Consider the following 11,380-nt stretch of genomic DNA (forward strand, 5'->3'; position numbering starts at 1 on the left):
GGAGTTGGAGCCGTCCCCCTAGCGTGGAGAAGACAATGGTAAATCTGCTGACTGCCGACCTGAACCTGCTTGTTGCCCTTGATGCTCTGCTCGTTGAGCGGAACGTCACGCGGGCAGGAGCGAGGATCGGCATTAGCCAACCTGCCATGAGCTCCTCCCTGCAGCGGTTGCGCCGCCAGTTCGACGACGAGCTGCTCACCAGGGTTGGCTCCGCTTATGAACTCACTCCCCTGGCACAGGTCCTCAAGGAGGATGTCTCCGAGATTCTCCGGCTGGTTGAAAGGACCTTCGATGCCCAGGCGGTGTTCGATCCGTCCACCTCCACCCGCAGTTTCCGAGTCATATCCTCGGACTACTGCCTGACAGCCCTTTCCGGAAAGCTGATGACCCTGCTCCAGGAGGAAGCACCCGGCGTACAGATCCATTTCGACGCGGTCACCCCGCTGGCAGTGGACCGGATCAAGGAAACCCTCCAGAACGCAGACCTGATGCTCATCCCCAAGGGACACTTTTCCGGCTTTCCGCACACCGAGCTCTTCACCGACAACTGGGTATGCGTCACCGGCCAGGATTCGCCCGAGCGCACGCTGACAATCGAAGAGATGCGCGACGCCCGCTGGGCACGCCTCTTCGGGACGGAAGTGGCCTCTACCCTCGCCGACCGGCGGGTCTACGACCTCCAGCTCGGTGAACGGACCGATGTCATCGTGGACACGTTCATGATGCTGCCCTTCGCGGTAGCCGGCACGGACCGCCTTGCGCTGGTTCAGGAACGCCTCGCCCGCATGCTGTCAGCGGTGGCCGGGGTGCGGATCATGCAGTTGCCCATCAGCTTGCCCACCCTCGTCGAATGCGCGTGGTGGCACCCGTCCAAATCGGCAGACCCGGGCCATCAGTGGTTCCGGCGCCTGGTCTCCAGGGCTGCCGCCCAACTTGACCCGGTCCCCTCGGATCAGGAGTCCACCACGCCTGTGGTCGCCTCCAGATCCAACCTGCCTGACACAGCAGTTTCCCAAGCCCCCTAACCCGTTACCAGGAGTTCCCATGCACTTTTCCCTTTTCCTTACCTCCCGTTCCCGCGGCCCCGAAGAGGACCGTCCGGTCATGAAGGCCATGGTGGAGCACGCCAAGGATGCCGAACAGCGCGGCTTTGACGCCGTCTTCCTGCCGGACCACCACTTCACCGGATACGCTCCCCCCGCCAGCGATCCGTTCGTCTTTGCCGCCTACCTGGCCGGGCAGCTCGAGAGGATGCATTTTGGCTTCTCCGTGCAGACCCTCGCTTTGCACCACCCGGTGCGCTTCGCCGAACGGCTGGCCCTGCTGGACCAGTTGACGGACGGCAAGCTGCTGGTAGGGGTGGGAAGCGGAACTACTCCGGAAGAAATGATCGGTTTCGGCGTCAACTTTCAGGACAGCTCGCGGCTGGCCAACGAGAACCTTGAGATCGCCGAAAAGCTGTGGGCGAAAAAGCCTGAGGACGGGCCCGTCACCTTCGATAACGGGCACTACCGCGGCGCCGTGGTATCCCGCATCGTTCCGGCCCCCTACACAAAGCCGGAACCGCGCGTCATGTCCGTCGCCGCCCGGCCCTCCAGCGTCGAGCGCGCCGCAAAAAACGCCCAGCCCGCCTTCATCCTCGCCTTCACTCCCCCGGTGATCGACGGCGGCAATGCCTACGAAGAAGTCCGCAAGAACTTCGCCACCTACCGGAACGCTCTCGAAGCAGCAGGCCATTCGGAAGAGAAGGTACGTGCCGCACTCGAGTGGACCACCCACTCCTACCAGCATGTGCACATCGCCGAGACGGACGAGCAGGCGGCAGCCGAAATGGACGTCATTCTCCAGCAGTACCAGGAAGCCGTGGAACGCGAGCACCAGGCGAACAAGGCGGCGGAAGCCATCAGCGGCGTTGACCTTCGCCCCGCCCCCGATGCCCGCACCGAGGGCTACAAGGGGACTTGGTGCCTTTATGGGAGCCCGGAGACAGTCGCCGCTGAGCTGCAGAAGTACGCAGACTTGGGGATCGGCAACGTCCTCATGGGCCTGATGGGAGGACCGCTGACCGGGGAACGCAAGCGTTTCACCGAACAGTCGATGCGGCTCTTCTCCGAGCGGGTACTGCCGCTGCTTCGCGCCTCCGAAGGTGCCGTCGAGGCCGAAAAGGTGACGGCCCTGTGACCTCCAGTCCCCTGGGCAGCACCTCCCGCCCGGCAGCCGCGATGGACCTAACCGGAGCCGCGCTAACAGGCGGACTTAACGGTTGGAGCACCAACGCATGCCCCGAACTGGAGGTTGAGGAGATGGTGCTCCTGGACGGTCCCCTGGGGGTTGTCAGCAGGACCATGGACGAACGGGACACTGCCCTGCTGATGCCGTCCGGCACGGCATTGGCGGCCACCTGGGACACGGAACTCGTGTCCCAGGTGGGGAAGGTCCTCGGCCAGCAGGCCCGCGAACGCAGCGCCAACGTCGTCCTGGGACCGAACCTCAACCTGCCGCGCTCTCCACTGTCAGGACGGGCCTTCGAGATGTTTTCCGAGGACCCCTTCCTGACCGGCGACCTGGGCGCCGCATGGGTCCAAGGCGTTCAGTCCCAGGGCGTTGGCTCCTGCGCGAAGCATGTCGTGGCCAATGACACGGAGACAGAACGCCGGCGGATGAATTCCCGGGTTGACGAGGCAGCGCTTCGGGAAATCTACCTTCGGCCATTCGAAACGGCCGTCCGGCGAGCCAACCCGTGGATGCTGATGATGGCCTACAACAGGGTCAACGGCGTGCACTGTTCCCAGCACCGCCCGCTCATCAACATCTTGAAGGGCGATTGGCACTACGACGGTGTTGTCGTCTCCGACTGGTTCGGCGTGGACAACACCAACGAAACCGCCGAAGCAGGACTCGATCTTGAAATGCCTGGACCGGCCAGGTTCCTCGGTGACCGCTTCGCGGAGGCAGTGACTGCAGGGGAGGTTACTGAGGCCCGGCTGCAGGACGCTGTGCAGCGCATGGTTCGCCTTGCCGACAGAACGGGGCGGCGGGCCGGACGCTCCGGCTCTATCCAAGGAGATTCCCGCGATGAGGCGGAACAGAGGAAGGTTCTGCGCACAGCAGCGGCTCGCTCCTTCGTGCTGCTCGAGAACAGGGAGAGCATGCTCCCCCTGAACCCCGGGCGCATCACAACACTCGCCGTCATTGGACCCAACGCCACCAAACCTTGCTTCCAGGGAGGAACGTTCGCCACGGTACGTCCAGAGGGTGCGCTGGAGACACCCTTGGACGCCATCCGCCGCGCAATGGGACCAGGGGTGGAAGTTTCCCACGAGCCGGGAATTGTGCCGGCCTCGCCGCTGCAGCTCACGGAGCTGGGCAGCACCGCACCGGACGGCACCCCGGGAATCCTGCTTGAGGTGCTGGAGACTGGCGGAACCGGTGAAGACAGGGTCCTGTACTCCGAAGTCAGGAAAGCGTCGTCGTTTGTCTGGTTCGGTGCCGTTCCCGGCCTGGGAGCCGGCGCTCCGGGCAAGGTCCGCATCAGTTCCCGCCTTACCCTGGCCCATGCCGCACGCTGGACGTTTGGAGCCGGCGGGACCGGGACCACCGCCCTCACGGTCAACGGCAACCCTGTCCTGGACGTACCGCCTCCGGCACCGGATGACGTGATGGGCGTCGTGGCACGCGGTGAAACCACCGGCGTGTCCCTCGACCTGCCAGCCGGCAACGTGGACATCGTGGCGGACATGGTGTTTGAACCCGGAAGGGTTCAGTCCGTAACGGCAGTCGCCGCCCCGGAACCGACAGGCAATCCGCTGGCCCGTGCTGTGGAACTCGCAGGACGCACCGATGCGGTGGTCCTTGTCCTGGGCGATGACCAAGGCTCTTCCCGGGAGAGCGCCGACCGTACCACCGCTGCCCTCGATCCGGCCTGCGACGAACTGGTGGATGCAGTGTCAGGGATGAACCCCAATACCGCGGTGGTGGTCAACGCTTCCCGCGCCGTCCTGCTGCCGTGGGCGGATAAGGTCAAGGCCGTCCTGATGGCGTGGTTCCCCGGCCAAGAGTTCGGTCCCGCCCTCGCATCCGTGCTCACCGGCCAGGAGGCTCCCTCCGGACGCCTCCCCGTGTCCTTCCCGGCACGAGACGAGGACATTCCGGGCTTCGGCACCGGCTTCGATGCAGGGCTGACCCTTGACTACTCTGGCAGCGAACCCACGGGCTACCGGCATTTTGAAGCCTCTGGACGTCCGGCCCGGTACCCGTTCGGCTACGGGCTCGGATACACCCGCTTCGAGCTGGTGGAAGCAACCGCCGCCGGCCAGGGTGAGGCTTCCCGGGAACCAGCGGACGGGGTGCACGGCATTTCTGTCCGGACCAGCATCCGCAACTGCGGGGAAGCGGCCGGCAGGGACGTCCTTCAGGTCTACGGCAAGGCTCCGGGCGAGGACTCGCTCAGGCTGATGGGCTATGCGCAGGTGGACGTGGCAGCCGGATCAACGGCGGCGGTGGAGATCCCCCTCGACCCGGCCGGCTTCCGGCGCTGGAACGGGGCGGCGTCCTGCTGGTCAGTTCCACCGGGCGACTGGGAGTTACGGGTTGGACGCCACGCAGCCGACCCGGGAATTCTCTGTAGGATCTCGTTGTGACGATTCCGGACACAAAATCACGGGAACCCAAGCAGGCCAGGAGCCGCCGGTCCTTCGAGAAAACGATTGAAGCTGCCCTGTCCCTGCTGCAGGAGCGGGGCAGCGACGACTTCACCCTGGCTGAAGTCAGCGCCCGCTCCGGCGTTTCCATTGGCTCGATCTATGCACGGTTTGACGGCAAGGATGACCTGATCCGGGTGGCACACGGCCGCAAGATGGATGATATCGATGCGGTCTCATCCCACCTGTTCGGGGAATTGCCCGTTGCCGCAGATGAGGGGCTGGAGGAACGCGCCCGGGCTGCTGTCGACGCAGCTGTCCGCATCCTGCGTCGTTATGCCGGTATCCTGCGCCCGTTCATGCTTCGCGCCAGCCAGGACGAAGCCATTTCCAGCCGCGGAGCAGCGTCCCACGCCGCGTTGGCACAGCACTTCTCGGATCTTTTCCATGGCTGGCCCGGCGGTCTATTGCGGCAGGAAGACATCGACTGGAGCTTCAACGTTGTCTACAGCGTGGTGGCCCGTCGGCTGGGACTGGGAAGCACCATCGAGGGCAGCGGCCGCGGCGAGTGGGACGAAATTATCGACAAACTGGCGGGAATGGTGTCCTCTTACCTCCTGGCACGCGTGGACACTCCGCCCCTGTCCTGATTTCCGCCATAACCGGCGCCCATACCACCTATCCAAAAGCTCCTCTTCCGGCGATCACCGGCCTCTCGGCATAGTGGAAACCAACTACCACTGTCGACGGAATGGAGTACCTGTGCACGTGCGAGTCAGCCCCGGTTCGGTAGCACTGGATGATCCTGATGATTGCAGCACCTTCAAAGTCATGCTGGCAGAGGAGGCAAGGGACGCCCTGCCGGATCTGCTTAAATCGACCTCCGCCGGGACGCTGGAGGACCAGGATGTGATGGTTTCCGTCGACTGGATCAAGAGCGAATGCTCCGGACGGATCGGGATGGGCTGGAACTACCGCTTTGCCAATATGCTGGTCTACGCCGCCGGCAAGGGCTGGCTTAGCCCTGACGGAACGCATGTGCGCGGACACGTCGAGACGTTCTGAACACGGGGCGGCGCTGCGCCCCTGCTATGCCGCGCCGGGGCACAGCGGCGTATGGCCACGCGATCAGGCGAAGGCCTGGCGGACCAGCCCGTAGGGCACTGCCGGGTGAACCCGCACCACATAGCGGTCCAAGCCCACCCGGGAAATCATGATGCCCAGGCGATGCTCCTCTGCGGACTCCGAGACAGCCTCCACAGCCTGGCCCAATGCCTCGTTCAGCCCTGTTTCCGGGCTGACCTTTATCTCCAGCATCCCCGGCGGGCGCCTCAGCTCGTCCTGTAAGTCCATGCCAGCGACGCTAACCACTGGCAGGGCCCCTATGGAAATAGCTATCTTGGATGGCTGCCATCTCCACTGGGAATGCCCTCTTCCTCCAGCCGCGGCAGGACAAGTACGTTGCGGGCGGGGTATTCGTCGCGCCGATGGCCGTCATAGCCAAAGTGCTCTTCCGCAGCTATTTCGGCTGCTGGAAAGTGGTTACAGGACCTGCACCAATCAGACCGCAGCCAGTACCAAGAAGGACTTCACCATGGAAACGCCCCTGTCCCACCTCGCCCACCTCGAGATCACCACGCCGGACGTCGATGCCTCGGCCAAGTTCTACGAAGAGAAGTTCGGCATGCGCATCATCGACCGTGTGGACGGCAACGTCTACCTGCGCTGCTGGGGCGATTACTACCGATACAGCCTGGTCCTCACTGAAGGCCCGGAAGCCTCACTGGGCCGCATGGCTTGGCGCACCAACTCCCAGGCAGCCCTCGAAGCGGCCGCACAGCGCGTCGAAGCCGCCGGAGTGCAGGGAACGTGGACAGCGGGCGGACACGGCTACGGCAAGGCCTACGAGTTCACCGGTCCCTTCGGCCATCACATGCGCCTCTTCTTCGAGGTGGAAAAGTTTGTGGCAGAACCCGGCTTTGAGTCCAGCTATCCGGACCGGCCCGAACGCCGCAGCAGCCACGCCGCCGCACCGCGCTTCCTGGATCACGTCACGGTAGCAACCCAGGACGTTCGCGCTTTCGCCAAGTGGTACAGCGAAGCCCTGGGCTTCCGGGTTATGGCGTTCGTTGACCTGGACGAGGCCCCCATCACGGTCTTCTCAGTCCTGACCACCAACGAGAAGTCCCACGATTTGGGAGTGGTGGCCGATACCTCCAACCGCCAGGGCCGGGTCAACCACATCGCATTCTGGGTTGATTCCACTGAGGACCTGCTTCGAACCGCGGACGTGATGATGGAGAACGGCACCCCGATGGAGTACGGCCCCTCCATCCATGGCGTGGGCGAACAGAATTTCCTCTACTTCCGCGACCCGTCCGGCCTCCGCGTGGAGCTGAACTCTGGTGGCTACCGCAACTACGTCCCGGACTGGGAAGCCAACACCTGGAAGCCGTCCGAGGGCTCGAACAACTTCTACAAGAATGGCGCCATGCCGCACTCCATGACCGAGTCCTTCCCGCCCGCCGAAGGCCTCACCGCCACCGAAGAAGGCGCCTCCCCCGCAATGAAGGAAGCACTCCTGAACCCGTATGCCAAGCAGGGCCGAGGCTAAGCACATCATGGCTGAATCTACGTACGCCCTCATCAGGTTCACCGAGCCCGGCGACAGCAAGGCCCGCAGCGGCTTGCTGGTCAACGGCCGGGTCCTGCCGCTGGACAATGACGTCAACTCCCTCATCCGGCATTGGGACACCACTGAAGTGGAACTGGACTGCTTGGCCGCCTCCGCAGCAGAAGACACGGGCCTGGCTCTGGCCGAGGTCCAGGTCCTGGCTCCGGTGGAACCGGTCCAGATCCTGCAAACCGGTGCGAACTACCGCAAGCACGTCGTCGACCTCGCCATCGCACACCGCGAACCGGGCGAGGACGCCGAAGAGGTGCGCGCCGCAACGGCCGCAATGATGGACAAGCGCGCAGGCCAGGGCACCCCGTACTTCTTCATCGGGCTCCCGACGGCGATCGCCTCGGCCACTGATGACCTCACCCTCCCGTCCTACTCGAAGTCCCACGACTGGGAGTTGGAACTCGCAGCCGTCATTGGGAAAACAGCTTTCCGGGTCACCCCCGAGGAAGCGCTGGAGTATGTCTTCGGCTACACCATGGTCAACGACATCACCACCCGCGAGTACGTGTTCCGCAAGGACATGCCCGCCATTGGCTCGGACTGGTACCGGGCTAAGAACGCCCCGGGCTTCCTGCCCACCGGACCTCTGCTGGTGCCCGCCAAGTTCCTCGGCGACCCGCAGGACGTCCAGGTGACGCTCAAGCTCAACGGCAAGCCCATGCAGGACGAGTCCACGTCCGACATGATCTTCGGCGTCGCCAAGCTGGTCAGCGAAGCGTCGCAGATCATGCCCCTGCGCCCCGGCGACCTGGTCCTCACCGGCAGCCCCGCCGGCAACGGCCAGCACTGGGGTCGGCTCCTCCAGGACGGCGACGTCATGGAAGGCACCATCACGGGGCTTGGCACCCAGCTCATCCACTGCAAGGACGAAACTCCCACCGAAAGCAGCAGGCCGTGACCACCCAGGACACAGCAACCGGCCCCGGGGAATCCTTCGATTCCCCGGTTATCCGGCGTGACGATCCACTCGGCAGCATCCGCGCCATGGCGCAGGACCACAACAACTGGGGGCGCTGGGGCCACGATGACGTTCTGGGCACCCTAAACTTCATCGATGCCGCCAAGCGCGTCGAAGCAGCAGCCCTCGTGATCACCGGCGAGTCCTTCTCGCTGTCCCAGCCGTTCGACACCAACGGCCCGCAGAAGGGCTGGCGGCGCCGGACCAACCCTGTCCACACCATGACCGACACCGGCGTGGACGCGGAGCGCGGCAACCAGGGGTTCCCGCACGGCTTCGGTGGCGCGGACGACGTGATCGCCATGCCGCTGCAATGCTCCACCCAGTGGGACGGCCTGGGCCACATCTTTGACCAGGGCAAGGCCTGGAACGGCCGTGCCGCCGGTGACGTGGTCACCTCCGAAGGGGACCTGGTCACCGGAATCGAAACAGCAAAGGCGAAGATGGTCACCCGGGGCGTCCTGCTCGACGTTGGTCGCGCGCTCGGCCCGGACCTCGGCCGGGACGACGGCGAGCTTCCCGACGGGTTCGCCATCACCCCCGAGCACTTGGAACGGACAATTGAGATCCAGGGATCCAGTTCACAGGTGCGCCGGGGGGACATCGTGGTGCTCCGCACCGGTCAGTACACGCGGGCCCGCCGTGACGGCTGGGGCGATTACGCCGGCGGGCCCGCCCCGGGCCTGTCCTTCAGCACTGCACCTTGGTTGCACCGGAGCGAGATCGCCGGGATTGCCACCGACACCTGGGGTTTCGAAGTCCGGCCCAACGAATTCGACGCCGCCTTCCAGCCTTTGCACCAGATCGCCATCCCCAATCTGGGATTGTTCCTGGGTGAGATGTGGGACCCGGAGGCCCTGGCCGTGGCTTGCGCCGCAGATGAGCGGTACGACTTCCTGCTCACAGCGGCACCGCTGCCGATCACCGGCGCCGTCGGATCGCCCGTCAATCCCATAGCGGTCCGCTAAGCGGGCCTTCACGTCTGTCACGCCCACTAAGGAAAAAACCATGCCAGTTACCGGATCCCAGCCCGTCGTCGACGTCCATGCTCACATCCTGCTTCCGGCATTGCAGCAGCTGGTCGCGGAGCAGGACCCTGCCGGGTTCGCCGAGCATCAGGACCTGGAAGTGCGCCGCAACGGGCGGGAGTCCATGGCGGCCTCGGGAAAGATGATTAAGGAACGTTGGCCTCAGCTGACAGACCTGGACCGCCGGCTCGCTGACATGAACGCCCAGGGTGTGGATGTGCAGCTGGTCTCGCCGTCGCCGTCGCACTTCTACTACTTCGCCGGCAAAGACCTAGCGCTCCGGCTGGCCAAGGCGGCCAACCAGGCCGTCCGGGATTTCGTGGACCGGGCCCCGGACCGGCTCAACGGGTTGGGGCTGGTCCCGCTCCAGCACCCCGACCTCATGGTGGAAGCCCTTGAGGACGCGGTCATGGGGCGCGAGCTGCTCGGCGTTGAGATCGGATCGTTTGCAGCCACCCCCGTCGACCCGAAGCGCAGCTCGGTTGAGCTCTCGGACCCCCGGCTGGAGGCCTTCTGGTCACGCGCCGAGGAGCTCGGCGCCCTGGTGTTCCTGCATCCGTTCGGCTGCTCCCTCGATGAGCGGCTGGATCGTTTCTACCTCGCCAACACCGTTTCCCAGCCCGCCGAGAATGCGGTGGCCCTGTCCCACCTGATCTTCAGCGGTGTCTTGGACCGCCATCCGGGATTGAGGGTCCTGGCTGCCCACGGAGGCGGCTACCTGCCCACCAACCTGGGACGTTCCGATCACGCCTGGCGCGTCCGGCCGGAGGCGCACGGGTGCGCCGAACCGCCGTCGTCCTATCTCAAGAAGCTCTGCTTCGATTCGCTGGTCCACAGCCGCGCAGAGCTGCAGGCCCTCGTTGCAGCGGCCGGGCCGGAGCAAGTGCTGCTCGGCTCTGACTACCCCTTCGATATGGGCTCGGACCGCCCCGTGACGGAGGTCCTGGAAGCGCGTCTTCCAGAAGAGGACCGGGTCCGGGTGCTGGCAGGCAATGCTGCCGCCCTGGGCATCACGTCCGCTTCCGTCCGCACCGCCAGCGAGTCAGCCTAAGGAATAGATTTATGGTCAAAATTGCCCGTTGGGAGTACGACGGCGGGACGCAGCCCGGCTTTGTGAGCGACGGCGGCTGCTACGCCCTCCCCCAGGGTCAGGACGTTCAGTCGCTGCTGGACGCCGGGCTCGACGAGACGTTGGACATTGCCCGGCGCACCATCGGGTCCGGTGCTGCGATTCCGCTTGCCGACGTACGGCTGCTGTCTCCGTTGAAACCTGCCACCATACGGGACTTCGTGGCGTTCGAAGAACATGTCGAGGGCGTGAGGAAGAGCATCGACGGCGTGGCGGGGGTGGTCCCGGAATGGTACGAGGCGCCGACCTTCTACTTCACCAATCCGCACACGGTGACCGGCACCGGCGAGGTCATCGGCATTCCCGCCGGCTGCACGGACCTGGACTTCGAGACGGAGGTCGCCGCCGTCGTCGGCCACATTGCTGGAAGCGACGGCCGAAACTTGTCCGCCTCTGACGCGCACCGGCACATCTTCGGCTACACCATTCTCAACGACTGGTCTGCGCGGGACCTGCAGCGCCGTGAAATGAAGGTAAACCTGGGCCCGTGCAAGGGCAAGGACTTCGCCAACACACTGGGACCCTGGATTGTCACCGCCGACGAGTTCGAGGACCGGCACAACGCCGAAGGATTCCTGCCTATCTCCATGTCCGTTGAGGTCAACGGGGAACAGGTCGGGCATGACCTGCTGTCCAATATGGGTTGGCCGTTCGCCGAACTCGTGGCCTACGCCTCGCAGGACTCCGTCGTTAAACCCGGCGATGTCTTGGGCTCCGGCACCTGCGGGAGCGGCTGTCTCGCCGAATTCTGGGGCCGCAACGGCACCCAAACGCCCCCGCCGCTGAGTCCCGGCGACGTGGTTCGCATGAGCGTGGAGGGCATTGGAACCATCGAAAACACCGTCGGAGCACGGCGCGAGGCTGCTACCCGAGTGCCTGCCCGCAACCGCCCGCGTGTTAGATAGCCAGGGCGTAATAGGTCTCCTAGTCACAGTGAAG

The 11,380-nt window shown here is 64.8% G+C and carries 11 protein-coding genes; 10 read left to right on the plus strand and 1 reads right to left on the minus strand.

The features are described 5' to 3' along the window. The first annotated feature begins 35 nt into the window (after nt 1-35). The 5 genes from ACNQOP_RS19740 to ACNQOP_RS19760 all read left to right on the plus strand — a co-directional run bounded on the left by ACNQOP_RS19740 (nt 36) and on the right by ACNQOP_RS19760 (nt 5,705). Nucleotides 36-1,025 carry a LysR family transcriptional regulator gene (locus tag ACNQOP_RS19740; RefSeq protein ID WP_284988051.1) on the plus strand — a complete coding sequence of 330 codons (990 nt, stop codon included), beginning with the start codon at nt 36-38 and terminating at the stop codon, nt 1,023-1,025. 19 nt (nt 1,026-1,044) lie between these two features. Continuing rightward, nucleotides 1,045-2,181, plus strand: coding sequence for an LLM class flavin-dependent oxidoreductase (locus ACNQOP_RS19745; RefSeq protein ID WP_284988049.1), 1,137 nt, complete (start codon nt 1,045-1,047; stop codon nt 2,179-2,181). After that, complete coding sequence (locus ACNQOP_RS19750) at nt 2,178-4,640, plus strand: beta-glucosidase (RefSeq protein WP_284988047.1); 2,463 nt, start codon at nt 2,178-2,180, stop codon at nt 4,638-4,640. The genes ACNQOP_RS19745 and ACNQOP_RS19750 overlap by 4 nt, the downstream gene beginning before the upstream one ends. Beyond that, on the plus strand, nt 4,637-5,290 hold the full coding sequence (locus ACNQOP_RS19755; protein ID WP_284988046.1) for a TetR/AcrR family transcriptional regulator: 654 nt from the start codon (nt 4,637-4,639) through the stop codon (nt 5,288-5,290). The genes ACNQOP_RS19750 and ACNQOP_RS19755 overlap by 4 nt, the downstream gene beginning before the upstream one ends. 118 nt (nt 5,291-5,408) lie before the next feature. Continuing rightward, nucleotides 5,409-5,705, plus strand: coding sequence for a hypothetical protein (locus ACNQOP_RS19760; RefSeq protein ID WP_284988045.1), 297 nt, complete (start codon nt 5,409-5,411; stop codon nt 5,703-5,705). Between the two features lie 63 nt (nt 5,706-5,768). Here ACNQOP_RS19760 and ACNQOP_RS19765 read toward each other — a convergent pair whose 3' ends face one another. Continuing rightward, nucleotides 5,769-5,993: a hypothetical protein gene (locus tag ACNQOP_RS19765; RefSeq protein WP_284988043.1), complete on the minus strand. Its 225-nt coding sequence runs from the start codon at nt 5,991-5,993 to the stop codon at nt 5,769-5,771. A 241-nt stretch (nt 5,994-6,234) separates the two neighbouring features. On the opposite strand from ACNQOP_RS19765, the gene ACNQOP_RS19770 reads away from it, so the two are divergent. From ACNQOP_RS19770 to ACNQOP_RS19790, 5 genes are read left to right on the plus strand one after another with little or no spacing between them, the layout of a single operon-like run. Further along, entirely contained in the window at nt 6,235-7,254 is a 1,020-nt protein-coding gene (locus tag ACNQOP_RS19770; RefSeq protein WP_284988041.1) for a VOC family protein, read from the plus strand. Nucleotides 7,255-7,261: 7 nt separating this feature from the next. After that, nucleotides 7,262-8,224, plus strand: a complete 963-nt coding sequence (locus tag ACNQOP_RS19775) for a fumarylacetoacetate hydrolase family protein (protein WP_284988039.1) — start codon at nt 7,262-7,264, stop codon at nt 8,222-8,224. After that, on the plus strand, nt 8,221-9,252 hold the full coding sequence (locus ACNQOP_RS19780; protein ID WP_284988038.1) for a cyclase family protein: 1,032 nt from the start codon (nt 8,221-8,223) through the stop codon (nt 9,250-9,252). Before ACNQOP_RS19775 ends, ACNQOP_RS19780 begins: the two co-directional genes overlap by 4 nt. A gap of 40 nt (nt 9,253-9,292) precedes the next feature. Then, complete coding sequence (locus ACNQOP_RS19785) at nt 9,293-10,363, plus strand: amidohydrolase family protein (protein ID WP_284988037.1); 1,071 nt, start codon at nt 9,293-9,295, stop codon at nt 10,361-10,363. An 11-nt stretch (nt 10,364-10,374) separates the two neighbouring features. Further along, nucleotides 10,375-11,346, plus strand: a complete 972-nt coding sequence (locus ACNQOP_RS19790) for a fumarylacetoacetate hydrolase family protein (RefSeq protein WP_284988035.1) — start codon at nt 10,375-10,377, stop codon at nt 11,344-11,346. Nucleotides 11,347-11,380: the final 34 nt, after the last annotated feature.

The sequence above is a fragment of the Arthrobacter sp. LFS091 genome, assembly GCF_047977885.1.
GTDB lineage: Bacteria > Actinomycetota > Actinomycetes > Actinomycetales > Micrococcaceae > Arthrobacter.

Excerpts from the sequence above, each read along its gene's own strand:
- ACNQOP_RS19740 (WP_284988051.1), top strand. The coding sequence starts at position 36 with ATGGTAAATCTGCTGACTGCCGACCTGAACCTGCTTGTTGCCCTTGAT.
- ACNQOP_RS19745 (WP_284988049.1), top strand. The coding sequence starts at position 1,045 with ATGCACTTTTCCCTTTTCCTTACCTCCCGTTCCCGCGGCCCCGAAGAG.
- ACNQOP_RS19765 (WP_284988043.1), bottom strand. The coding sequence starts at position 5,993 with ATGGACTTACAGGACGAGCTGAGGCGCCCGCCGGGGATGCTGGAGATA.
- ACNQOP_RS19770 (WP_284988041.1), top strand. The coding sequence starts at position 6,235 with ATGGAAACGCCCCTGTCCCACCTCGCCCACCTCGAGATCACCACGCCG.
- ACNQOP_RS19775 (WP_284988039.1), top strand. The coding sequence starts at position 7,262 with ATGGCTGAATCTACGTACGCCCTCATCAGGTTCACCGAGCCCGGCGAC.
- ACNQOP_RS19785 (WP_284988037.1), top strand. The coding sequence starts at position 9,293 with ATGCCAGTTACCGGATCCCAGCCCGTCGTCGACGTCCATGCTCACATC.
- ACNQOP_RS19790 (WP_284988035.1), top strand. The coding sequence starts at position 10,375 with ATGGTCAAAATTGCCCGTTGGGAGTACGACGGCGGGACGCAGCCCGGC.